We start from the raw sequence: 24,472 nt of genomic DNA, 5'->3' as shown, positions 1-24,472 counted from the left end.
TCGAGTGGAATTCTAATCGTGATCGATTCGTTTTGCAACAATACTCAGTCTCCCTGCATCTGGACTATTGGCTTTTCTTCGGCCATCGATTGCTCTACTTCAAAAAGAACTTCCATATAAACTTTACCATTCTCCGTCTTTTCATGCAAAACAATTTCACTTACGATGACCGCGTCGCTTCCCGCTTTTTCGATTGCCTCCGCTCTCGCCTGCAGTAATCCGACGCTCTTCGCTTCCTCAGCGGACAGCGTTCGCTCCTGCAGCTCGGTCTCAAGCACCGTCTCCTTCATCCGCCCGATCGGCAGCGACAGGTTTCTCCAAGAGAACCGTTCCAGCCGGTCGATCGTTTCGGAATTCGCGAATCCGTCCTTCCCATAGCCGCTCAGCTGAAGCGCGCGGTCTCCGATAACCGCGTACCACTTTGTTTTTTTCTCGCCCGTATAGACCTTGACCGATTGCTTCAGCGGCGTTTGAATCCGGAATTCATACCAGACCAGACCTCTGACGAGCCCTTTGGCGACAACCGTGCGCGAATTGGTTTCGGAGCCGATAATACCGGAGATTAAGGTTTGTCCTTTTTTTACGCGCGTATTTTTTTTGACGACCGGTTTGCCCGCCTCGGCAATAATTTGCGTCACGACACCATCGGCCGAAGCGACCAAGTCACGCGGGTTTTGTAAATCCTTCTGCTCGGGAACCGTCATTTCCACAACTTGAATTTTCACTTTCGTGCCTTGCTTCTCAACCCCTACCCAGGTTGTGCCGGGCAGCGCGGTGACCAGCTTCTTTGAAAGGATATCCGTATTCTGCAGGCGGAACGACCACTGCATCGGGAACAGCCCTTCTTGCTTGGCTGCCTGCAAGATCTGTTCCTTCGACAGCTTCTCGTTCCCTTCCACCTCGATGGTCCATACAAGCGATGAAAGCATAAAGATGATAGCGAAAAACAATACAATTCCGCCTGTAAACCATATTCGTTTTTCGGCTTTCACCAGCCAGAACGGCAGCCCCCTTCGTTCCGTAACATGAATCCGACAGCCTGTCTGCTTCAAATATGGACGCAAGCGAAAAAAATCGCTGATCGTCAATTCAAATTGCAGCTGACCCCCGCTTGTCCAACGAATGCCGGACAGAGCAAGGCCTCCCGCCATCGCCCTGTTCACCAGCTCCTCCGGCGAGCCGCCTCGCGCCTCTACGACTACGACTCCCCTCAACCATAATAAACCTTGTCCTTTCAACGCATTCTCCTCCTCTACCTCAATCCGTTATGGAAGCAGCTGTATATTCGTAATGATGCCTTCGATAAACACTTCCTCCGTCCAAATCGTGCGTATGACAAGCGAGCTACCCGTCACTTCTAACTGCCCTTTGCTGAGGGCGAGACGAAGGCGGTCACTGGAGAAGTGCAAGACGCCGCGATGATTTTCAATATATAACTGCCGGTCTCCGATCATCGTCAGCCGAGGCAAGTCATAGACGACATCTTGCGGCATATCGAGCAGCTCCGCCGTAAGCTTACGGAATTTTCGTTTCAATTGGCGCATAGATGAGCTTTGACCTCCTCAAAAGACACTGTTGGCGATAGATGTGCTATACCAAAATATGCTATCGCCCGCCTATTTATGAGGCAGCCTGTAAAAAACAGAGCTCCCAACAAAAAAAGAAGGCTCTTGCCCTACGCAGTCCGTAGAACAAAAGCCTTCTCTTATTTGCGGTAGCTTCGTTTCGCCTTCGGAGGTCCGAGCACCTCCGACCAAATAAACGCGTTGCGAAGCTCTTGCTTTGTTAATCTCTTGCCCGCCTCAGGGACTGGCACCTCAGACCGGCTTGCTTCCGATCCTAAGCTGGCGAACGAGGGCCTACGCTTGTCGGCAGGATTGGCAGCGCCGCCCGCGCCTTTCTGGCGCTTTTGTCCCGCCTTGTCAGCGTAAGGATCAAGCTCTGGACTTGCGAACCCGCCCTCCGGTTCAGGCCGCGCCGACTCCAGGCTGGACCGGTAAACGGTCTGCTGCGGGGCGCTTTGGTTGCCCCTATGCGCCGTCTCCTGTCGGACCCTTGCTTGCGTCTTATCCGGCCTGCCGGAATGCTCTTGCTCTTCTCCGCCAAAGCTAGGCATTCGCGGTTCATTTTCTTTCCCTTTGGACTTCCCCAGGAAACGAGACAGAATAAACAGCGCGAATAGGACAAAATAGAAGTTTTTCATCAAAAATTGGATCAATTCCTCCATGCTTCACCTCCAGCTTCAGGAGAAAGGGGCGTTATTTATTCCCGCCTTGACCGTCTTGATCGCCGATCGAATGTCTCATCTTCGTATCGGCTTCGATGTTTTTCAAATTTAAATAATCCATAACGCCAATCTTCCCGCTCCGCAGCGCTTCGGCCATCGCCAGTGGCACCTGCGACTCCGACTCCACCACGCGCGCCTCCATCTCGACGACCTTCGCTTTATTTTCCTGCTCCTGGGCTACCGCCATCGCGCGGCGTTCCTCCGCCTTCGCTTGAGCGATCTTCTTATCGGCTTCCGCTTGCTCCGTCTGCAGGTGAGCGCCGATGTTTTTGCCTACGTCGACATCGGCGATATCGATCGAAAGAATTTCAAACGCCGTCCCGGCATCCAATCCTTTGCCGAGCACCGTTCTGGAGATCAAATCGGGATTCTCAAGCACGTCCTTATGCGAATTGGAGGAACCGACTGTCGTTACAATCCCTTCGCCGACGCGGGCGATGATCGTCTCTTCTCCGGCGCCGCCGACAAGACGGTCGATATTGGCACGAACCGTTACTCTCGCCTTAACTTTAACTTCGATGCCATCCTTGGCTACCGCCGCAACGATTGGCGTTTCAATGACACGAGGGTTTACGCTCATCTGAACGGCCTGCAGCACATCGCGGCCCGCGAGGTCAATCGCGGCGGCGCGTTCGAAGAGCAGCGGGATGTTCGCGCGCTGCGCCGCAATGAGCGCATTGACGACGCGGTCAACATTGCCGCCCGCAAGGAAATGGCTTTCCAGCTGGTTAATCGTAAGACCAAGACCGGCTTTCGTCGCTTTAATAAGCGGATTGACAATCCGGCTTGGAACAACCCGGCGCAATCTCATCGCAACCAGCGTAATAATGCCGATCCTTACTCCGGAAGCGAGCGCCGAAATCCATAGCATAATCGGAAAAAAGCTCAGAAAGACGGATATAACGATTAAAGCGAGCACTGCGATAATAACAAACGATACAATCGGATCCATGTACATACCTCCATTGCTCTCGATTAAGAGAGACCTATTTCGTTTCAGATTCTTTTTCCCTTACTACGATCCAAGTTCCTTCCGCCTTCACAACGACAACATCGGAGCCTGCGGCAACGAATTCGCCGGATGTTACGACGTCGATCCGTTCCCCGCCGATTAGCGCGGTTCCGGCCGGTCTTAATGGCGTCAATGCTGTGCCTGCTTGACCGACAAGCGTCGTCCTCACATCTGCAGATAAATATCCTTCTTCCGTCGTAAGGCGGTCGCGAAGAATGAACTTATTCCAAATGCCCCTGCCTTTGTTCGTTCTTGCGAATAACACGACGATAACCGTTGCGACAACAAGCGCTATTCCGATCGATACGAAGCCCGTCTTCAGATCCGGAGCCGCTATAACAACACCTGTAATGATCGACGCGCTTCCAAGCAGGGTGAGAATACCGAAGCTCGGGACGAACAGCTCTATGATAAGCAGCACAATTCCGATGACGGACAGAACGACCGCTTCCATGCCCGCGAGTCCGGTAATATAGGAGCCGAAGAAATAAAGGCCGAACGACAAGATGCCGATGATGCCCGGCGCTCCAAATCCGGGCACAAGCAGCTCAATCGCCACGCCAGCGATGCCGAGAATGAGAAGCACGGTCGCAACGACCGGATGAATAAGAAACCGGGCCGTATTTTCTGCGATTGTCGGTTCAATCTCGATCATCGTACGATTGTCGAGATTAAGCCATTCCACAACCGCTTGCACATTGTCCGCCGTTAGCTCGGAGTACCCGACCTTCTCAGCTTCCGATGCGGAGAGGGACAGAATCTCTCCTTTCTTCTTATCGCGTCCGATCTGCTCCGACAAGCTGACCGTAGCCGAAACATCCGCCATGGCTGCTGCGATATCCGGGTTTCGACCGTTCAGCTTTGCAGCCTCCGTCATTTCCTTAACCCAGAAAGAAACCGTTTTTGGATTGTCGACAATCGTGCCGCTGCCATCCACAACCGCTGCCGCGCCGATCGTACTGCCCGGCTGCATCGCGATATAGTCGGCATTCAGCGCGATGTACGTTCCGGCGGATACCGCTTTCCCTTCCACGAAAGCTGTTGTCGGGATATCGCTGCCGCGAATCAGTTCTCCGATTTCAATCGCGCTTTCCACTTTGCCTCCAAGCGTATTCACGACAAGAACAATATGCTCGGCTCCTGCCTCCTTCGCTTCCTTGAAAGCGCGTTCCAGAAAAGCGGTTAACGCTTCCTCCACCGTCTCCTTCACCGGAATGACAACGACGGCTGGTCCGGCCGACTTCTCGGCGGCAGGAGGAGCGGACGCTGCGCTCGCTGACGGCAGGAAGACGGCTGTAACGCTTAACAGAAGCAATAACCCTGCAAGCCATTGCGTGATGACACGGCCGCGAATGAACGGCCATAAATGAGCCTTCAAGCGACAACCTCCCTTTTAGTATGAGTATTCCCATTAATACGTTCCAATGTCCGTCATGTTTCAACAAAGAGTATAAACGGTAATCTCTCGCGTGTATATGACGTAGACAAAGAAAAAAACACCCCAAACAAGGGGTGTTTCGTGTCCGGATATATGCTATTGCAGAAATTGCTGAACAAATTGGTTTACTAGTTTACCGTCTGCGCGCCCTTTTGTTTTAGGCATTAGAGCGCTCATCACTTTCCCCATATCGGCTTTGGAAGAAGCACCGAGTTCATGGATGGTCTGCCTTACTATCTCTTGAATCTCTTCTTCAGTCAGCTGCTCGGGAAGGTATTGACTAATAATTTCAATTTCTGCTGCAAGACCTGTTACCAGATCATCGCGGCCGGCTTTCTTAAATTCTTGGAGGGAATCTTTACGTATTTTGATCTCGCGACTTAATATATCAAGCACTTCATTATCTTCCAGGGGACGTTTGAGCTCAATCTCCATGTTCTTAACGGACGCACGCATCATACGAATTGTGGTCAGCTTGAACTTGTCCTGACTCTTCATGGCTTGCTTCATATCGTCGGTCAATCGTTCGCTCAGGTTCATTATGCAAGGCTCCTCCTAAAACTTTCTCTTACGCGCAGCCTCGGACTTTTTCTTGCGCTTTACACTTGGCTTTTCGTAATGCTTGCGTTTTTTCACCTCAGCCAACACACCGTCTTTAGCGATGGAGCGTTTAAAGCGGCGAAGCGCAGCATCAATCGTTTCGTTTTTGCGAACTTTAGTTTCAGACACCAGTTTTCCCTCCCTCCGAAACAGACCGTCCAGAGCTTTAACACGGTTTATCAAACTTCATTATAGAGTAAACTAAAACCCAGTGTCAACTTCATACTGTTGCCAACAGCGGACCTAGCTTTTGACCCCCAAGCAAATGGATGTGCAAATGATAAACAACTTGTCCGCCATCGCTGTTCACATTGTTGATAAGACGGTATCCCGCCTCGGCTATCCCTTGTTCCTTCGCGATTTGGCGCGCCGCCGCGAACAGCTCTCCAATCAGCTCCGTATCCTCTGCTTCGATATCATTCATCGTCGGGATATGTTTCTTTGGAATGATCAGTATATGTACGGGAGCAGCAGGCTGAATGTCTTGGAAAGCTAGCACGCGTTCGTTCTCAAACACTTTTTTCGAAGGAATGGCGCCTTCGATTATTTTGCAAAAAATGCAATCCATCAGAACTTGTCCTCCTTAATGTTTGGCGGAAGCAAACAGGCTTCGTAAGTGCATGGCGCTCTGCGGCGACAATAAAGCTGCGTCATTATTCCTATTCTAGCGAAAATATTGGCGCTCGTCCAATTCGAAGCCGCCGAAGAGGGGCAATGCCCCATCTTTCGGCTCCCGAGACTCCGCGCTTTAAATAAAAAACGGCAGCAAGGATAAAGCGAACAGTCCGGCTAGAGGAAATCTTCTGCGGATAAAGCGTCTGCGCGGGAAGAATGGATAGCCGTATCCGAAACCTCCGTACGGGAAAAACGCTCGATCGTCTCCCTCGCCAGGGCATACCGGAATAGCCAGATAGACATACTCGTCATCTACATGCTCGACGAAGCCGTCCTGCATGCCGCCGTCGCTCGTTTGCACCATGACGTAACGGTGCATGTGTTTCTGGCAATGATCCTTCTTGTGAGCGCTTGCCGTCGCCATTTGGTTGCCCATTTGATGGCTCATTTGGTTGCTCATTTGATTGCTCATCATTTGATGGCTCATTTGATTTGGATTGCTCATTTGTTGACTTACTTGGTTGCTCATTTGGTTATTCATTTTGTTATCAGCCTCCTGCCTCATCATATGCAGATGTAGGCATTCGGCTACTCTACAAGGATGATGCGCGGAACGATTCCTGCAGCTTGTCCGCCAGATCAAGCCAATCATGTCCGCCGGCTATGCGGATCAGCGCGTTTCGGCTGCCTTCCGCGGCATAAGGGAAAGCAGCGATCGGCTCTGTCAAGCCCGTAAAGGATTGCAGCATGTTCGCGACGGCTTTGTGTTCATCCGGATTGAGGGGGCCGCTTCCTTCCCCAATCGCATTTAGTCTCGCGATCAGCTGATTCATGTATAAGGTATACGCTTCCGGCGCGTCGGCGAACCGATCGTCGTCGATGTCATGCGCTATCCGAATGATTTCGGACAAACCATTGTCCCCGCTGTGAAGCAGGGCATCTGCAAAATGCACGGCTCTCTTTCTCGCGGCGTCGCCGTCCTCTACAGCCAGAGCACTTATGTCTTCCGCGAATTTGCTCCAATATTCCAAATCGAATTGGCTCGACATAAAAGCTTTAACAATATCCTGCCCTGTCTCCTCGGCATTTCCACGGGTATGCTCAATATGCTTCGTATACAGCAATACGTTTCCCATCAGACTCATGACGAGCAGCAGCAATGTAACCGGCAGAGCAATGGGCCGTTTTTTTTGTTCGTGCTGGTCCAATCCCAGTTCCCTCCTCATAAATGTTTCGCCTATGCAAAACATACTCGTAAGCGTAAGCTACAGCTTTATGAACTGCGCGCCGTCAAAAAAGTATAAATAAAGCTCGTCTACTTTGCGCGCGAGCGTCGCTTCTATCGCCTCCGCATACAGCTCCAGCTGAAAGCGATGGCGCTCCGCCGCCTTCTCCCAATCCTTCATATAGACTCGGTCGGTCTTGTAATCTAGCAGCACGACGCCTTGCTTATCTTGGAACAAGCAGTCGATGACCCCTTGAATCAAGATTGGCTCGTCCTCTAGCTCGCGGTCGCCCTTGGCGTATACCCGGTTAGCCGGGAACATGCAGCTGAACGGAACCTCTCGCTTGACCCAATCCGCGCGGAGCAGCCGCGCGCCTATCTCGCTGTCATAGAACGAAAGAATAGACGCAGGATCGATCGCTTCGGCCTGTTTCGCCGTGAGCAGCTTTCGATTCACCATACCGGCTAATGTCTCCTCTATCCGTTCTAGGTTCACCGGCGGAGTCAACGGAACATGCTGCATAAGCAAGTGGTGAACGGAGCCTCTCTCTGCGGCTGTCAGCGACTTTTCCTCCATGAAGGAAGGCCTGCGCAGCCGCAGCGTATAGCTTCCTCCTCCGCCGCTTCCGGAGCCGGACTTTCCGGACGGGCCGCTAGGGCTGTCATCCTCTTCGTCGTTCCTCTCCTGCGCGGCTTCCCAAACTGCCGCATCCTCCGGCGCTTCGGCATGCAGCCGTTTCATCTCGGTGACGGAGGTTTTGGCGGGGACGCCCTCTGCGGCTCGATACGGGTACTGCCACTCCAGCCGGCTTCTTATTTCCGGCGATTCGGGGATACCGTCAATAAGCGCAAGCGTGGTGACAGCCTGCAGCCTTTCGTTCATCGCGTTTTCCGGCAAGTCATCGGCGGAATCCTCCAATGCAGCTGCGGCCTCGGCGACGAATAGAGCGACCGGCATTACCTGCGCCTCCCAGACCTGCGGATCGCCGTCTGTGCGGTTGGCAACTTCTGCCGCGTCCTCCGCGCCGGCCGTACCCGCCAGCGCAAGCTGATTGACAGCGAGCGGGCCAAGCCAGTCGATGAAAGACCGGGCTGATGCTATCCGATAATCCGACAGCTCGCCGCTCGCATTCAGCGCTTGCGCCCAGCGGGTCATTGCCTTTGCGGCATCCGCGACCGTTCCGACCAGGAACATTTTCTCCTTTGGCCTTGTCAGCGCCACGTACAGGATGCGCATTTCCTCCGCCAGCGTCTCCATCCTCAGCTTTCGCCGGATCGCTAGGAACGGCAATGTCGGGTAGCTGATGCGAAGCTCCGGGTCGACATAGCGCGGCCCAAAGCCGAGCGCTTTATGTTTTAAAAAGGAGCTTCTCATGTCCTGTTGGTTGAACAGCTTACCCAGTCCAGCGATGAACACAACGGGAAATTCCAAGCCCTTGCTCTTGTGGATGGACATGATGCGCACAACGTCCTCCCCTTCGCCTAGCGCGCCTGCCGTACCCAAATCCCCGCCGCTTTCTCTCATTCGTTCGATGAAGCGCAAAAACCGGAAAAGCCCGCGGAAGGATGTCGCTTCATACTGCCTCGCCCGGTCGTGCAGCGCGCGTAAGTTCGCTTGGCGCTGCGCGCCTCCCGGAAGTCCGCCGACGAAATCGTAATAGCCGGTCTCCCGATAAATGCTCCACAGCAATTCCGCGAGAGAGCCTTGCCTCGCTTCCGCGCGCCAACGATCCAGCCGGTTCAGGAAGGCCGCGAGCTTAAGCCGGGCCTCCGCTGAGAAGCCGTCGGCTCCCGCCGCATGCAGGACCGCGTCATAATAGGGAGCTTTGGGCGATAAAATACGGATTCGGGCCAGCTCCTCCGCGGTCATCCCAAACAAAGGAGATCTAAGCGTTGCCGCAAGCGGAATATCCTGATTCGGATTATCGATGACGCGCAGCAGGGAGAGCATGGTCTCCACTTCCGTCGCTTCGAAATATCCTGTGCTCAGCTCCGCGTAGGCCGATATGCCTTGCTGCTGAAGCTCTTCGATTAGAATCGGGGACCATTGCTGCGTCGCGCGCAGCAGGATAACCGCATCCCTCCATTGGAACGGCCGGTATGCCTTCTTTCTGCCGTCGTACACCTGGTAGCCGCTGTCCGCCAGCTCCCGAATCTGAGCCGCAATCCAGCGCGCTTCAAGCTGCGCAACCTTCAGCTCGGCAAGCCCCGCCGCAGCAGCGGAGCGGTTTTCTTCTTCGCTTCCGTCCTCAGCGTCAGAGGAAGCTTCCAGCTCCTCCTCTTCCCCTCCCGTGCCGCGGTCCAGCACCGCGAACTGCACGTTGCAGCTGCCGGCCCGCAGCGGCTCGGGATAGGCCGCGCCGCAGACAAGCTCCGCGCGGGTATCGTAATCCATCTCTGCAACATTCTCGCGCATAATGGCTCGGAACACGCCGTTTACGCCGTCCACCACCTCGCGGCGGCTGCGGAAATTGCGGGCCAGATCGATACGTTGTCCCGCGCTGGAAGTCGGCTCACCGCCGGCCCGCTCATCAGCGGTCCGATACGCTTTATATTTCGCGAGGAACAAATTCGGCTCCGCAAGCCGGAACCGGTAGATGCTCTGCTTGACATCGCCTACCATAAACCGGTTGCCGGTTCCGGACCGCTCAATTAAGGAGACGATCGCTTCCTGCACCATATTGGTATCCTGATATTCGTCCAGCAATATTTCATCGAACAGCTGCTGGTAATCGAGAGCCGCCACCGACGGAACGAGCCGGTCAGGCGTGGATGATGCGTCCCGCAGGATGCGTAGGCAATAATGCTCCAAATCGCCGAAATCAAGCAAGCCTTTGGCTCTCTTTGCTTCCTCGTAGCGCTCGCCGAAGGAGATGACAAGCTCGGAAAGCGCCCGCATGAGAGGTGCCAGCTCGCGAAGCTCCTCCAGAAACTGATCCGCCTCTCTTCCGAACAGCTCGTCGGCAAGTCCGCTCACCAGTTTTTTTGCGTTTTCGCGAAGCTCCTTCGCCTGGGCCTGCAGCTCCTTGTCGTAATCGTCTCCCCGCATAGCCTTCAGCTTGCCGAATTCCGCCGACCGGAACGGCTCTCCCCAATGACGCCAGCTCGTCGTTTTTACTGTCTCTAGTAGACCTAGCACGAGGCGCAAATCCTCTTCCAGCGCATCGGCATACGGCGCCGGTCCGGCAGGCTGCCGCGTCAGCTCCAGCGCCGCTTGGAGCTGGGATACGGCGCCCTCAAGCGCCAGGAGGATGTCTGCGCGCAGCGTCGCGACCCACTCGCTCTGCTCCAGCTCCTCAATCGACTCGACCTCGTATGCGCTCGCCGTTTCTCTCAGCCAATGCTCCGGCCAAGGATGGCTTTGCGCGAAATCGTATAAGCCTTGCACCAATTGATAGAGCGGTTCGTCTCCCCGCTCTCCCCCGTAACGGTCCGCCAGCATGAAGAAAGCCCCGCCGTCGCCGGACTCGTCCCCGTACTTCTGCTCGAACAGCTCATCCAGCACATCCAGCCGCATAAGCTCGCTCTCCGTTTCGTTCGCGATACGGAAGCCGGGATCGAGCCCGATAAGCGGATAATATTTTCGTATAACATCCAGACAGAAGGAATGCAGTGTCGTAATAGACGCGCGGCCCATCAAAGCAAGCTGCCTCCGCAAATGCTCCGAATCCGGCTTCCGCTCCAGCTCCTTCTCCAGCGCGAGCCGAATCCGGTCCTTCATCTCGGCGGCAGCCGCTTTCGTAAAGGTCGCGACCAGAAGCCGGTCCACATCGGTATGGGATGAAATTTTTCGAATAATGCGTTCAACCAGCACCGCCGTTTTGCCTGATCCGGCAGCGGCGGCGACGAGTACGTTCTGCCCGCCCGTTACGATTGCTTCCCATTGGTCATCCGTCCAGGTGCTTCCTTCCGGCTTTGGCGTACGATGTGTTAGCATGCCTTCACTCTCCCTCCAGCTGACGCCATACTTCTTCTTTGGACGATTTGTTCAGCTTTCGATACGCATTGCCTTCGAATTGCAGATCGAATTGGCAAAGCGCCTTATAATCGCAAAATTGGCAAGGGGACTTGCCGCCGAGACGGTACGGCTCGATCGAAACGTCTCCTTCCAAAATCGAACAGCCGATTCGGCTAATCATGCTTCTGACGGAACGTCTAAGCGCCGTCCACTGCTCTTGCGTCACAACCGACGAGCTGCTGTAGAAGCTGCCGTCGCGTTTGAGCGCAAGCGGCAACAAATCCGAATAACCCGTATCCAGCTCGCCGTCCATCAAACGTGCAACCTCGGCATCGGCTGTTAGCAAGCCTTTGGTCTTATAACGCTTCAGCAGCTTCGCGGACACGTCCTGCGCCGCCATTCGGTTGGAAAGCGAGAGCAGCGGATTATGCACGTGAAAATAAAGCACGCCCGCCGGCTCAGCTTGCTGACCGAGCCAGCCTTCCGAATGCGTAATCAGCACATCGAGGTACGTCAGCATTTGGAGAGACAAGCCGTGAACGACCTCCTCCAGCTTCAGCGACGTAGCGCTCGACTTATAATCCAGCACGCGAAGCAGCAGGCCATTTTCGGTTAGCGCCGCGTCCACGCGGTCAATGCGGCCGATCACTTCCATCTCCGCCCCGTCCGCAAGCGGCAGCACGAGAGCTGGCAATGTTCCGCCCGGTCCGAAATCAACCTCTGTCGCAACTGGCTGGAATTGCGCCCGCCTCGCGTGCTCGCCTAGCACGACGGCGGCCTGCGCCACAATTTCCTTCAGCTTCCGCGCGATAAATTGGAACCTGCCGCTGCTAAGCAAAATTTGCGACTGGAGCTTCGGCGCGAGCTCGTCGACCGTTTTGGCCGCTTCCGCTTTAATCTCTTGGCGTGAAAGCCTGCCCCAGCGATTCGTCAGCGTGCCCGCAAGCTTGCTAAGCGCGGCGTGGAACAGCTGGCCGACATCCGGCGCTTCCAGCCGGTACATTTTCCGCTCGCGGAGCTTAAGCCCATGTATGGCAAAATGCTGGAACGGACAAGATACGAACCGTTCCATCCGCGATACGCTGACCGACATCCTGTCGCCATAGAGCTCCCGGGCGATGGTCACAGGCAGATGAACCTCTTGGTTCCGGTACGTGAGGGAGCCAGTCAGCAGCTGCAGCTTCGGCTGCCATTCCGGCCGCGCGGCGAACCAGTTGTACACATCCCACCAGAAAGGCACAATATCCGTCCCCTGGTGCCAGCTCCTTAGCGCCGTTATCAAATGGGACAGCGAGCGCTCGGGATGCTGCAGGAATGCCGATTGCTGCTCCTCCGGCATATCGGGGGACGGCTCGGCGTAAACGTCTTGGATGTTCAGGCCCGGGAATAAGCCGCGGAGGCTTCGGATAATTTCCGACGGCAGCAGCGACTTGCCCTCTTCGTCAGCAGCCGCCCAGCTGACCCACAACGATTCGCTGGGCGTCGCCAGCGCATTATAGATCATAAACCGTTCGTCCAGCAGACGTCTCCGGACGCTCGGCGCCATTTCAAGCCCTTCGGCCGTCAGCGCCTCCCGTTCGGCCTCGGTCAAAATCCCGTCTTCCTTCACGCGCATCGGCATAACGCCATCGTTGGCGCCAAGCACGTAGCAGACGCGGATTCGGCCGGACCTCGTGCGGTCCATGCTGCCGATAAGCACCTCGTCCAGCGATGGCGGAACGGAAGCGAGCTTCAGGCTGTCGAGACCGGCCTCGACCATGCCGGCGAACAGCTCCGGCGACATCTCCTCGTTCCCGGCAAGCTCCGCCAGCTGATCGAGCAGGCTCATGACGTTGTCCCAAAGCTGGCGATGGGAGCGGCTCCGCTGCGCGTTGCCGGCTTCCAGATCTTCGCGGCTCCAGCGCTCCAGCCGGTCGGCCGCGTCGGCATGATCAAGCAGCCGGTACAGCGCTTCGCACATGCCCCTTACATTGCCTGCTTTGCGGAGCGACTCCCCGAATCGGCTCAACAGCGGAACGACCGCCTCTCTGGCCGCCATCACGATATCGAATTCGCGCTTCGCCTTCGCCGATACGGCCGTCTCCATCTCGTGATCCTCTTCTAGCGTGACGGAAACGAGCGGCTTCCAGCTTTTGCGGTCCAGCCACTTCCAGCCGTCAATACCTGCCGCCAGCGCGTAATTTTCCAGCATGTCGAACCATTCGCGCGGCAGGCTGTGCCGGGCGCCGAACAGCATCTCCGTTTTAATGCAGCGGAACACCGCGTCATACCGCCAGCCATGCAGCACCGTCTCGAGCGCGGAGCGAATAAACTCCACTAACGGGTGATGAAGCGCATTTTCCTTTTGGTCGATGAAGTATGGAATGCCATAGTCCTCCAGCACAAGGGACAAATAATCCGCGTAGTCCTCCGCATTCCGCACGAGTATCGCGAACTCCCGCCACCTGACGCCTTCGACGCGCGCTTTCTCCATCATATCGCGGGCAACCGCCTCTACTTCAGCCCTTCGGCTTGGGGCAGCCATCAATCGAATGCCTGCAGCGGCAGAGGCTTGAACGCCGTCCGGCATTCGGACGGCCATCGGGACGCGCTTGTCATAATGCTTCTCCAAATGCATCAGCATCGGACTGTCCGCAAACCTCGGCAGAGGCCGCTCGTTTAAGTTAACCGCAGGAAGCACCTCGGCGCCGTGCTTCTCCGCAAGCTCGAGAAGCTTAAGGTAGGTTTCCGCAGTCGGATGGAACAAGTCCAGCTCATGAGGCCGTTCGCCGGGCTGGTAAGCGCGGTCAAGCGTTAAGGCGACAGTCACTGGAGCGGAGCTTGCGAGCAGCGCGCCAAGCGCGTCGTATTCCGTCGGCGTAAAGCCGTAAAAGCCGTCTACCCAGAACTGGGCTCCTTGCATAGAAGGCGCCTCGCCGTAGCTTGTTGTCAGCGCATGCAAATAGTCCTCCGCATCCACGTACTTTCCGGCTAGCTCCGCCTCCATCGCTTCATAGATCAGTCCCAGATCATGCAGCTTCTTCTTCAACAAGCCGGAGCGATCTTGATGTTCTTCGCCCGCGAGCTTCGTCATCGCTTCCGCGCCAATGCCGTAACGCTTCCACTCCGTCAGCAGCTCGGACAGCCGCTCAATGAAACCGGCCTGTTCGGCGCCGCTTTGAAACAGCTCCAGATTCGCAGACAGCCTGTGCACGATTTTGTATAGGAGCATCGATTTGCCGGTATCCCCAATCGGCACAAGGGCTGTGCCTCCCGTCTCCTGCATGACGCGGAACGCCAGCCTTCGGAAGCTGAGCGCCTGCGCCCGGAGCGACCCTTGTAGCCCTCCGCTCCGCAGCAGCGTATATTCGGTTTGAAAGGTCGCTTGCTCCGGCACAAGCATAATAAGCGGAGCGCCGTCAGGCTCTCTCCGCATTTGTTCTCGTATTTCGTCCTGGCAGTAGCTCGTTTTTCCGGAGCCTGCCCGTCCAATTATAAATCGTAGCGGCATCGTCGGCTCTCCCCTCCCGAGTCGTATGGCTGCGACATGTTACTTTGATAGACTTTTACTTCTAACCTCAAAAATTGCAAACTTTAAATAATGTCCTTCGCTTACGCCAAGCAGCTGCGGATGGTCTTTACCTGCCGCGCGCCATTCCACAAGCCTTAGCAGCTTGCCGGCGTCGTTCGCGGCTTCATGGATCGTCTCCAGGAACAAATCCGGGCGCATATGGTATGAGCAGCTAGCCGTAACCAAATAGCCGCCTTCGTTCACGAGCTTCATGCCCTGAAGATTAATATCTTTATAGCCTCTGCAAGCGCCTTGCACCGCGCTTCTTGTTTTGGCGAAAGCCGGCGGGTCCAAAATTACGACATCCCATGTCCGTCCCGCGTTCTCCAGCTTCTTCGACGTATCCGCGCCGCCCGCGGCGCGAGCCTTGCGCTCGTCCAGCCCTTTCACTTGCTCCCTTAAATATTGGAACGCGTCCGCGACAACAAACTCGACGCGGTCCGTAAAGCCGTTGCGCTCCACATTTCGTTTCGCCGTATCGATCGCGTGCTGCGAGACGTCCAGACAGGTAACCTTCTTAGCGCCGTACCGGCAAGCGTGCAGAGTGAAGCTTCCCGTATGCGCAAAGCATTCAAGCACGGTCGCCCCGTCCCAATAAGGAAAGGTAACCACTTTGCCGTTGGCATTGACAGGCACAAGCTTTTTCTCTTCCGGATGCTCCGCAAGCTTAATCCCGCTGCGAGCGCCCCAGCCTTTCATCAGCGGCGCAATGGAAGCGCGGTTTTCCCGTTGATCGAAGAAATAGCCGGTCTTTTGCCCTTCTACGATATCGACTTCCATCTTTAAGCCGTTCTCTTCAATCTCGATAACTGGCGGACATTCCCCGTACAATACGCCGGTGCGTTCCTCCAGTCCTTCCAATCCGCGGACGCTGACATCGCTTCGCTCATAGATTCCTTTTGGCTGAAACACTTGGACCAGCGCGTCAATTAACGCGGTTTTCGCCGCTTCCATGCCGAGCGTCAAGATTTGAACGACCAGCACCTCGCCAAACCGGTCAACGATGAGCCCCGGCAAGAAATCGGCCTCGCCGTATACGAGTCTGCAGTCGCGATCCGCCACAAACCGTTCCCGATGATCCCGGCATCGGCTCAGCCTTTCAACGAAAAAGGCTTGTCCCATTTCTTCAATCGGCTCATAAGAAACGATACGAACCGTAATTTGCGAGCTTGGATTCCAATAGCCCGTTGCCAAATATCGCCCCTGATGACCCACAACATCCACAAGTCCTCCCGGTGACGCTTCGCCTTCGAGCCTGTCAATCTCGCTTGCGAACACCCAAGGATGCCCCTGCTCCACTCTTTTTTTGCGCGCTTTGTTCAGCACGATTTTTGCTAGTTGTTTCACCTTAACTTTCTTCCTCTCTATGTAAGGGCTTGTCATGCTTGTTTTGCCGCGCGCATAGCTATAAGGTATCCGCATCAACCAAAAAGGGGATTTACGAGCATGATCCATTCCATTCTATTGCCTATGCTGCTTGGCTTCTCCGTCTTTATGTGCGGCATGAAGCTGATGGAGCTGGCTTTGCATCGGCTGGCCGGTCCATATTTGACGCAAGCGCTGCAGCGGTCGACGAAGACGCCTCTTCACGGGCTTGCGGTCGGCACGGCAACAACGGCGGTTCTGCAGAGCAGCACGGCCGTCACGGTTATTTCTATCGGCCTCGTCAACGCCCGCGTGCTCACCTTTCCGCGAACGCTGGGCATCATACTCGGCACCAATATCGGCACTTGCTTAACAACCGAATTGATCGGCCTTAACATTCAGCAATTGGCGAAGCCTTTTCTGCTTTTTTCGATAGGGATGTGGCTTGTGACAGCTCTATTCGGTGAAATAAAGCTAATTCCATGGCTCCGCAAGCCGCGCTGGCTGGATCCCGTCCGTTCGGCTTCTGTCGCAATATGCGGCTTTGGCCTTCTGTTGTACGGCCTTTCGCTGATGCAATCCATCGGTCCCGCCGTTCAGCAAAGCGAGATGTTTGCCTGGTTTATGGACAAAGCGGGGACCGGCATTTGGTGGGGACTGGCGGCAGGAGCCATTCTAACCGCCGCCATCCATAGCAGCGCGGCTGTCATCGGCCTCGTCATGGGATTTCTGACGATCGGAGCCATGCCGCCGGAGCTGGGCGTAGCCTTCGTCCTAGGCTCCAATATCGGCACTTGCGTTACCGCGTTGCTGGCTAGCATCGGCGGTTCGCGCGCGGGACAATATGTCGCTTATTCGCATACGCTGCTTAACGTGTTCGGAGCATTGCTGTTCCTTCCCCTCGTCGGCGAGCTGGCGGCCGTTGCCGAGTGGCTCTCGCATTCGCCTGCTTCGATGATCGCCCACGCGCAAACGATCTTTAATATCGTATGCTCGCTGCTCGCGCTGCCCCTCTGCTATATCGGTCCCATTAAGCGATTAGAGACAGCGGACTTAGGTTAAACACGGAATAAGCGGGAAGTCGCACTAGCTGACCGAAATGCCCAGCAGCTGAAGCGCTCCGGCAACGATGCGATGGTTGTTGTCGTAGCCGGATTGCTTCTGGCGGCGCCAGGCCTCAAGCGGCTCGAACCAATCGACGCCCCGGATTTCTTCCACCTGCGCTTGATGCTTGCCGCCAACCGCTTCCACGAGATAATAATGAACCTCCTTGTTCACCGTTCCGTGTTCACTATGCTCGTATTGGTACTTGATTTGATCGATCGGCGCAACAATAACGCCCTTCAGTCCGGTCTCCTCTTCGATTTCGCGAAGCGCGGTCTGCTCGACCGTCTCGCCCGCTTCCATCTTCCCCTTCGGGAGCGACACCTTGCCGTACCGGTCCTGAATGAGCTGAACCTGCAATTCACCTTGCTCATTATGGCGGAAAACGACCCCGCCTGCAGAAATTTCCAACATGTCCCTTCCCCCTTACAACCTTTACGGGAATAGTATATGCAGCAAAGGATTCCTTCATCTTTTCGGATATGACGCGAAAAGAAAAGGAATCCCGCCTAATGCCCGCGCCTAAGCCTGCAAAGCTTCAGGACGCTCGTATTCGAACGATTGTGTTGCTTCCGGCTGCTCCGCCGGAACTCTCGAATCCAGCACGCGAATGAATTGGCCGCGGCATTCGTTGACTCCCGCTTCCGTAATCTTCACGCGGCAGAGCTGTCCGATCAAATCTTCGGAGCCGTCAAACACAACCTGCAAATAGTTGTCGGTATACCCCATGACAAGTCCTTGGCCAGGCGCGCCTTTGTAATCCCGCTCCGGGATGACGTCGAGCACGGCGCCGACATACTTTTCTGCGTACTGCAGCTGCATTTTTTCGGACAGGTCGATCAGCTTATGAACGCGTTCGTTTTTCACTTCCTCGTCCACTTGGTCTTCCATCCTTGCAGCAGGAGTTCCCGTCCGTTTCGAATACGGGAATACGTGCATTTCCGCGAAGCCCAGCTCCTCCATAAAGCGATAGCCTGCTTCGAACATTTCATCCGTCTCGCCGGGGAAGCCGACGATTACGTCCGTTGTAATCGCGACGCCAGGCATCGCTTCTTTCAGACGTTTGATTTTAGCGGCGAATTCTTCCGTCGTATACTTGCGGCGCATACGCTTCAACACCGAATTTTCGCCGGCTTGCAGCGGAATGTGCAAATGACGGCACATTTTGCTCGAGCGGTTCAGCACTTCAATCATCGCGTCGTCGATTTGACTCGCCTCGATCGAGCTGATCCGGATCCGTTCCAGCCCCTCCACCTTGTCCAAATCCCAAAGCAGGCTGGTCAAATTGTAATTTTCCATATCGTCGCCGTACCCGCCGGTATGAATTCCCGTCAGGACGATCTCTTTGTAGCCGGCCGCAACTAGCGCTTTCGCCTGCTCCAGCACGCTTTGCGGGTCGCGGCTGCGCGACAAGCCTCTCGACCATGGAATAATACAGAAGGTGCAGAAGTTGTTGCAGCCTTCTTGAATTTTCAGGAACGCGCGCGTGCGCTCGGCAAAGTCCGGCACATCCAGCTCCTCGAAGCTGCGCGTCTTCATAATGTTGCGCACCGCGTTTACCGGTTTGCGGTCTTCCTGTATTTGCTTCACGTACGTCATAATCTTGTCTCGGTCTTGCGTGCCGATGACAAGATCGACGCCTTCGATGGCCATAATTTCCGCAGGCGACGTCTGCGCGTAGCAGCCCGTTACCGCAATAATCGCGTCCGGATTGCGTCTGACCGCGCGGCGAATAATTTGACGGCTCTTTTTATCGCCTGTATTTGTTACCGTACACGTATTAATTAAGTAAACATCGGCTGTGTTCGTTTCAAAATCGACTTGCTCGTAACCTTCATTTTTGAACAGCTGCCAGATCGCTTCCGTATCGTAGAAGTTTACTTTGCAGCCTAAAGTATAAAACGCGACTGATGGCATGATGGTCACGCTCCTCCCATTTCTCCAGATTCATATAGCAAGCAGGTAAGTCCGACCAAACCCGCCGTTTCCGTTCGAAGTATCCGTTTGCCGAGACCGGCAAGCTGTGCTCCCGCTGCTTCCGCTTCCTCGGCTTCACGCTCGGTGAACCCGCCTTCGGACCCGACAATCAGCAGAATATTCGCCCGGGTATCCGCCTTGCCGGCATTGTCCATCTTCCATTTGCGCACGACGTCGCCGATTCCTCGGCCATGCGCGTCCTTGCCCTCTCGCTCGTAGCAGAAGAGCGCGAGATCATATTCCTTGACAGCGGCTAACAGCTGCTTCCAGCTATGCAGCGTCTTCAGCTCAGGAATACGCTGCCGATGCGCCTGCTCCGCCGCTTCTTTCGCGATTTTGCCCCATCGCTCCAGACGCTTCGCTTCCTTTTTGCCGTCGTACTGGACAACCATTCGCTCCGACTCAAAAGGAAGGAACGCGGCGGCGCCGATCTCCGTTCCTTTCTGTATGACAAGCTCCATCTTGTCGCCCTTCGGCAAGCTTTGCGCGATCGTTACCGACCACCGCGGCTCACTGTCAAGCGGCAGCAGCTCCAGCACCTCCGCGCGCACTTCCTGCGGCGATGCTTCCACTACAGCGGCTAGGGCCGTGCGTCCCTGTCCGTCACATGCGATGAACCGGTCTTCCGGCTTCATGCGCATGACGCGGGCCGCATGGTGGGCATCCTCGCCCGTTATCGTCACGACGCCGTCTTTGATTTGCTCCGGCGCCACAAAATATCGTTGCATAAGCTTAAATTCCATCCTTCATCATAGCATGTTTATCTTCAATAAATCCATTTGAATCTAGTTCCAAAAAACTTTGAAACCGAATATGGAACTTAACAATCCATCTAACCCATTAAAAATGGGGGTCTGTATCCCTAATATCGGATCTAGTGTCACAGCCCTCAATGGAGGGATAAAGACGAGCAATAAAAAGATAATCATGCCCCATTGAATGTTCTGCTCCACTTTATAGCGCAAACGAAGAGGTAAAAACTCTGAAACGATGCGGTAACCGTCAAGCGGTGGTAATGGAATCAAGTTGAATACAAACAATAGAAGATTGATTGATATGAAATATAAGAAAAATACGGATAAAGCGCTTTGAACGCCAACCGATCCGGCGTGCATAAGCCCGGTGGCAAATAAAATGTAAACGAGCAGCAAACCGATAACCGCCATCAGCAAATTACTAAGCGGACCTACTGCAGACACAATAATGCTCATTACGCGCCGATGCTTGAACCTGCTCGTTCTAACGGGTACCGGCTTCGCCCAACCGAAGCCGGCAATAAGGAGCAAGATAGTGCCGAACAGATCCAAATGAACCATTGGGTTCAGAGACACCCTGCCCTCCTTATAGGCCGTATCATCCCCGAACTTGTACGCACTGTAGGCATGAGCAAATTCATGAACAGTGAACACAATCATTAGCACGATTACGATGAACGGCAAATGCTCAAGCGGATACCAAAGGAATCTCTCCATTTAGCCCTCCTGCGGTTTTTTTGCCACAAACGCGATCCAGTCCTCGTCGCGGCGTTTCTCAATAATTTGGAAGCCCGAAGTGATTAACCCATGCTCCACGTCGGTTTCTTTATTTTTGTAAACACCCGATGCAATGTAAATACCGCCAGGCTTCAGCGCAGCATAGACATCGTCGATGAACAACAAAATAATTTCCGCAAGTATATTGGCGACGACCAAATCAACCGGTACCGTAACGCGAAGCTGCTCATCGTGATTCATCTCATTCTGATTTTCGCGCAGAACCCCAAGCAGGTCGCTTAGCTTAACCTCCACTTGATCCGACAAACCGTTCAAGCTAACGTTCTCCGTCGCGCTCGATACTGCGACCGGATCAAGATCCAGAGCAAGAACGCTTTTTGCTCCGAGACGGCACGCGCCGATGGCAAGAATGCCTGAGCCCGTACCAACGTCGATCATCTCTTCGCCGCCTTTTACTACTGACTCCAACGTCTGGAGGCACAATGCCGTCGTCGGGTGCGTGCCGGTTCCGAAAGCCATGCCTGGATCAAGCTCAATAATCCGCTCCCCTTCGCTGGCTTCGTATTCCTCCCACGTAGGCTTGATCGTCAGCGTATCCGAAACGCGGATCGGCTTAAAATATTGCTTCCAAGCCGTTGCCCAATCCTCGTCATCCACTTCAACCGCGGAATACGTTACTTCTCCCGTGTCGATATCGAATTGCTTCAGTTCGTCGACGCGCGGCTTTAACGCTTCGATCAGCGCCTCCAAATCAGTACCCTCAGCAAAATACCCTTTAATTACCGCTTGCCCTTCCGGTATATCGTTAAGAGGCAGCTCATACCATTGTCCCAGCGAGGTGTCGCGAGGCTTGTTAAGCGTGCCGGATTCTTCAATGGATACGCCGCCTGCTCCCATTTCATGCAGGAAGTTCGAAATCATTTCCGTCGCTTCTTCAGTTGTTGCGATCGTTAGTTCATGCCATTTCATATGTATTGCCTCCCAAGTCAAAATGCCTATCCTCTATTGTACACCAGACGGGCGCAGAAGCACAAAAAAATGACGCAAAAACCAGCAATCGCCGTTGCGTCATTCGAATATTTCATATCTATGGTGTTTACATCAGATCTGAGCTGATGCTCCCTCCGACTTGCTCAATTAGTCTCATCGCGCGGTCTGCCACCGACTCATCCACCGTCGCTGTTAACAAGCCGCTTTCATTTAAGCCGCCCACCTCAACAACACGAAGCGCCTGCAGCTTATGGAGCGCTTCTTGCGCTTCCTGTTCATTATGAAAGGATGCGTTAATCTCTACAGGCGACATTAGGAGCGCTCCTCGTTGCGAGCATCCGCTTCCCTTGCGCGCCGCTGCGCGATTCGGTCCGCTTCATCAGCCAGCTCTTCCGAAAACTCTACGTCTTCCACTTTCCCGTCCATATCCTCCGGCAGTAATCCGGCATTGTCAGGATTCAAGTTGTTGTTATAGTTTTCATTCATTTCGCTGAAACCTCCTCCGCTTTCGTATGCTGGATATATACCAACTTAGAATGCGCTTATGTAAAGGTTCTTATACAATAGGATCGCATCTAACCGGGTGTCTAGTTATATGGGTGGCAGCTCGCTATCTTGCACGTTTTACCATACAAGCCCCCATTATTTGCTGCACCTCTGCCCTTTTTGTACGATTTTTCATACAAATCACGCACGCCATTTGCAGCTCTCCCCTGCCTCTTTTGAGCGATTTTTCGTACAATTCACGCCACCTGCCACTCCACCCGACCACTTTTGTACGATTTTTCGTACAATTCACACCACCTGCCACTCCGCCCGACCACTTTTGTATGATTTTTCGCACAAATTCACGCCATTTGCAGCCCTTCTCGCCCACTTTTGTACGATTTTTCGTACAATTCACGCCATATGCAGCTCTACCCTGCCTCTTCTGAGCGATTTTTCGTACAATTCACGCCACCTGCCACTCCACCCGACCACTTTTGTACGATTTTTCGTACAAATCACGCCATTTGCCGCTCTACCCGCCTCTTTAGTATGATTTTTCGTACAAATCACGCCATTTGCAGCTCTACCCTGCCTCTTCTGAGCGATTTTTCGTACAATTCACGCCACCTGCCACTCCACCCGACCACTTTTGTACGATTTTTCGTACAATTCACGCCATATGCAGCTCTTCTCGCCCACTTTTGTACGATTTTTCGTACAATTCACGCCACACGTAGCTCTTCTCGCCCTCTTTTGTACGATTTTTCGTACAAATCACGCCATTTGCCGCTCTTCTCGCCCACTTTTGTACGGTATTTCATACAATTCACGCTACTTGCCGCTCTACCCGCCTCTTTTGTATGTTTTTTCGTACAAATCACGCCATTTGCCGCTCTTCTCGCCCACTTTGTACGTTTTTTCGCACAATTCACGCCACATGCCACTCTACCCGGCCTCTCTTGTACGATTTTTTGTACAATTCACGCCATACGTTGCTCTTCTCGCCCACTTTTGTACGATTTTTCGTACAAATCACGTACCCTGCCACTCTGCCGCCCTCTTTGGTGCGTTTTTTCATACAAGTTCCCACCGTTTTACAAGACGACTCGCGCCATGGGGGAATCATCCCCTCCTTGAACCAAAAAAAAGACGCTCCGCGCTAATCGCCGCGGAACGCCTTCTTCATACGTTCAAAAATAGATTCATGATGCTCTTGTTGTTCGCTGGTTGACTCTCCGGATAGATCGCCGAATTGACGAAGCAGCTCCTTTTGCTCATCGGTCAGGCTTGTCGGCGTCACGATGGTTACCTTGACATGCTGATCGCCCGTGCCGTAGCCGCGCAGCTTCGGAACGCCTTTCCCTTTCAGTCTGAAGTAGGTGCCCGTCTGTGTGCCCGCAGGGATCTTCAGCTTCACCTTCTCCGTTAATGTCGGTATTTCGATTTCATCGCCGAGTGCGGCTTGCACGAAAGTGAGCGGCACCTCGCAATAAATATCGTCGCCTTCGCGGTCGAAGAACTCATGCTTCTTCACTCGAAGCACAATGTACAAGTCGCCCGAAGGACCGCCTCTGAGTCCGCCTTCACCTTCGCCGGACATCCGGATTTGCGCGCCGTCGTCCACACCCGCAGGAATGTTCACCTTGATGCGGCGCTGCTTTTTCACTTTGCCCGCGCCATGGCAGGTTCCGCATTTCTCGCGGATAATGCGGCCTGTGCCGCCGCAGTTCGTACAGGCCCGGCGGTTGACCATACGGCCGAACGGCGTGTTCTGCACGACCTCTTGCTGGCCTGAGCCTCGGCAGGTCGAGCAAGTCTCCGGCTTCGTTCCCGGCTTCGCCCCGGAACCATGGCAAGTATCGCAGGATTCTGTCCGCGGAATCGTAATCTCGGCTTCTTTGCCAAATACCGCTTCCTTAAATTCGATCGTCATCGTATATTGAAGATCGTTGCCCCGTTGGGGCGCGTTCGGATCGCGGCGGCTGCCGCCTCCTCCGAAGAACATATCAAAAATGTCGCCAAAGCCGCCGAAGTCCGCTCCGCCGGCACCGCCGCCAAAGCCTTGATTCGGATCGACATGACCGTAGCGGTCATAGGTTGCCCGCTTGCCGTCATCGCTTAGCACATCGTAAGCTTCCTTCACTTCTTTGAATTTCGCTTCCGCATCCTCAGCCTTGTTGACGTCCGGATGATATTGTCTCGCCAGCTTGCGGTACGCCTTTTTAATATCTTCCGCGGAGGCATCCTTACCGACACCCAGCACTTCATAATAATCGCGTTTGTTAGCCATCCGATCATCTCACCCCCGCTGCTTCATTAGTCCCTTATACGCACGAAAGGAGGTCAAAGACAGGGCAAGCCCTCCCTTT

The 24,472-nt window shown here is 54.4% G+C and carries 22 protein-coding genes; 1 reads left to right on the top strand and 21 read right to left on the bottom strand.

All coding sequences use genetic code 11. The features are described from left to right. Positions 1 to 44: 44 nt before the first annotated feature. From yqfD to D3P08_RS07665, 13 genes are all read right to left on the bottom strand, one after another. The gene (yqfD, locus tag D3P08_RS07725; protein ID WP_119598916.1) at positions 45 to 1,238 is read right to left on the bottom strand and encodes a sporulation protein YqfD; all 1,194 of its coding nucleotides are present in this window, start codon (positions 1,236 to 1,238) and stop codon (positions 45 to 47) included. Positions 1,239 to 1,265: 27 nt separating this feature from the next. Then, positions 1,266 to 1,544 carry a sporulation protein YqfC gene (yqfC, locus tag D3P08_RS07720; protein WP_119598915.1) on the bottom strand — a complete coding sequence of 93 codons (279 nt, stop codon included), beginning with the start codon at positions 1,542 to 1,544 and terminating at the stop codon, positions 1,266 to 1,268. A gap of 161 nt (positions 1,545 to 1,705) precedes the next feature. After that, positions 1,706 to 2,227 carry a hypothetical protein gene (locus D3P08_RS07715; protein WP_119598914.1) on the bottom strand — a complete coding sequence of 174 codons (522 nt, stop codon included), beginning with the start codon at positions 2,225 to 2,227 and terminating at the stop codon, positions 1,706 to 1,708. 31 nt (positions 2,228 to 2,258) lie between these two features. Further along, a complete protein-coding gene (gene floA / locus D3P08_RS07710; protein ID WP_119598913.1) occupies positions 2,259 to 3,245 on the bottom strand; it encodes a flotillin-like protein FloA in 987 nt (328 codons plus the stop codon). 28 nt (positions 3,246 to 3,273) lie between these two features. Continuing rightward, on the bottom strand, positions 3,274 to 4,677 hold the full coding sequence (locus D3P08_RS07705; protein ID WP_240647357.1) for an NfeD family protein: 1,404 nt from the start codon (positions 4,675 to 4,677) through the stop codon (positions 3,274 to 3,276). Positions 4,678 to 4,833: 156 nt separating this feature from the next. Continuing rightward, a complete protein-coding gene (locus D3P08_RS07700; protein ID WP_119598912.1) occupies positions 4,834 to 5,277 on the bottom strand; it encodes a GatB/YqeY domain-containing protein in 444 nt (147 codons plus the stop codon). 15 nt (positions 5,278 to 5,292) lie between these two features. Then, the gene (rpsU, locus tag D3P08_RS07695; RefSeq protein WP_005547957.1) at positions 5,293 to 5,466 is read right to left on the bottom strand and encodes a 30S ribosomal protein S21; all 174 of its coding nucleotides are present in this window, start codon (positions 5,464 to 5,466) and stop codon (positions 5,293 to 5,295) included. Between the two features lie 91 nt (positions 5,467 to 5,557). Next, positions 5,558 to 5,905 (bottom strand): histidine triad nucleotide-binding protein, encoded by a 348-nt coding sequence (locus D3P08_RS07690; RefSeq protein WP_119598911.1) that lies wholly within the window; start codon positions 5,903 to 5,905, stop codon positions 5,558 to 5,560. 180 nt (positions 5,906 to 6,085) lie between these two features. Further along, positions 6,086 to 6,493 carry a hypothetical protein gene (locus tag D3P08_RS07685; protein WP_240647355.1) on the bottom strand — a complete coding sequence of 136 codons (408 nt, stop codon included), beginning with the start codon at positions 6,491 to 6,493 and terminating at the stop codon, positions 6,086 to 6,088. A 52-nt stretch (positions 6,494 to 6,545) separates the two neighbouring features. Next, positions 6,546 to 7,160 carry a hypothetical protein gene (locus D3P08_RS07680; protein WP_119598910.1) on the bottom strand — a complete coding sequence of 205 codons (615 nt, stop codon included), beginning with the start codon at positions 7,158 to 7,160 and terminating at the stop codon, positions 6,546 to 6,548. Between the two features lie 57 nt (positions 7,161 to 7,217). Continuing rightward, positions 7,218 to 11,114: a helicase-exonuclease AddAB subunit AddA gene (addA, locus tag D3P08_RS07675; protein ID WP_119598909.1), complete on the bottom strand. Its 3,897-nt coding sequence runs from the start codon at positions 11,112 to 11,114 to the stop codon at positions 7,218 to 7,220. Between the two features lie 4 nt (positions 11,115 to 11,118). After that, complete coding sequence (gene addB / locus D3P08_RS07670; RefSeq protein ID WP_119598908.1) at positions 11,119 to 14,625, bottom strand: helicase-exonuclease AddAB subunit AddB; 3,507 nt, start codon at positions 14,623 to 14,625, stop codon at positions 11,119 to 11,121. A 39-nt stretch (positions 14,626 to 14,664) separates the two neighbouring features. Beyond that, positions 14,665 to 16,032 (bottom strand): class I SAM-dependent rRNA methyltransferase, encoded by a 1,368-nt coding sequence (locus tag D3P08_RS07665; RefSeq protein WP_420819020.1) that lies wholly within the window; start codon positions 16,030 to 16,032, stop codon positions 14,665 to 14,667. 99 nt (positions 16,033 to 16,131) lie between these two features. Between D3P08_RS07665 and D3P08_RS07660 the strand changes: the two genes are divergently transcribed. After that, on the top strand, positions 16,132 to 17,112 hold the full coding sequence (locus D3P08_RS07660) for a Na/Pi cotransporter family protein (protein ID WP_119598907.1): 981 nt from the start codon (positions 16,132 to 16,134) through the stop codon (positions 17,110 to 17,112). A gap of 24 nt (positions 17,113 to 17,136) precedes the next feature. On the opposite strand, the gene D3P08_RS07655 is transcribed toward D3P08_RS07660, so the two are convergent. The 8 genes from D3P08_RS07655 to dnaJ all read right to left on the bottom strand — a co-directional run bounded on the left by D3P08_RS07655 (position 17,137) and on the right by dnaJ (position 24,393). After that, complete coding sequence (locus D3P08_RS07655) at positions 17,137 to 17,568, bottom strand: NUDIX hydrolase (RefSeq protein ID WP_119598906.1); 432 nt, start codon at positions 17,566 to 17,568, stop codon at positions 17,137 to 17,139. A gap of 108 nt (positions 17,569 to 17,676) precedes the next feature. Next, positions 17,677 to 19,071: a tRNA (N(6)-L-threonylcarbamoyladenosine(37)-C(2))-methylthiotransferase MtaB gene (gene mtaB, locus D3P08_RS07650; RefSeq protein WP_119598905.1), complete on the bottom strand. Its 1,395-nt coding sequence runs from the start codon at positions 19,069 to 19,071 to the stop codon at positions 17,677 to 17,679. A 5-nt stretch (positions 19,072 to 19,076) separates the two neighbouring features. After that, entirely contained in the window at positions 19,077 to 19,859 is a 783-nt protein-coding gene (locus D3P08_RS07645) for an RsmE family RNA methyltransferase (RefSeq protein ID WP_119598981.1), read from the bottom strand. Positions 19,860 to 19,916: 57 nt separating this feature from the next. Continuing rightward, positions 19,917 to 20,603, bottom strand: coding sequence for a site-2 protease family protein (locus D3P08_RS07640; protein ID WP_119598904.1), 687 nt, complete (start codon positions 20,601 to 20,603; stop codon positions 19,917 to 19,919). Beyond that, positions 20,604 to 21,593, bottom strand: coding sequence for a 50S ribosomal protein L11 methyltransferase (gene prmA / locus D3P08_RS07635; RefSeq protein WP_119598903.1), 990 nt, complete (start codon positions 21,591 to 21,593; stop codon positions 20,604 to 20,606). Positions 21,594 to 21,720: 127 nt separating this feature from the next. Beyond that, positions 21,721 to 21,927 (bottom strand): hypothetical protein, encoded by a 207-nt coding sequence (locus D3P08_RS07630; RefSeq protein ID WP_119598902.1) that lies wholly within the window; start codon positions 21,925 to 21,927, stop codon positions 21,721 to 21,723. Further along, on the bottom strand, positions 21,927 to 22,100 hold the full coding sequence (locus D3P08_RS07625) for a YfhD family protein (protein ID WP_119598901.1): 174 nt from the start codon (positions 22,098 to 22,100) through the stop codon (positions 21,927 to 21,929). Before D3P08_RS07625 ends, D3P08_RS07630 begins: the two co-directional genes overlap by 1 nt. Before the next feature lie 1,162 nt (positions 22,101 to 23,262). Beyond that, positions 23,263 to 24,393 carry a molecular chaperone DnaJ gene (gene dnaJ / locus D3P08_RS07620; RefSeq protein ID WP_119598900.1) on the bottom strand — a complete coding sequence of 377 codons (1,131 nt, stop codon included), beginning with the start codon at positions 24,391 to 24,393 and terminating at the stop codon, positions 23,263 to 23,265. Positions 24,394 to 24,472: the final 79 nt, after the last annotated feature.

It is taken from the genome of Paenibacillus nanensis (assembly GCF_003583765.1).
Lineage (GTDB): Bacteria > Bacillota > Bacilli > Paenibacillales > Paenibacillaceae > Pristimantibacillus > Pristimantibacillus nanensis.
The sequence above is the reverse complement of the archived record's forward strand: the minus strand, read 5'-3'. Positions and strand labels throughout refer to the sequence as shown.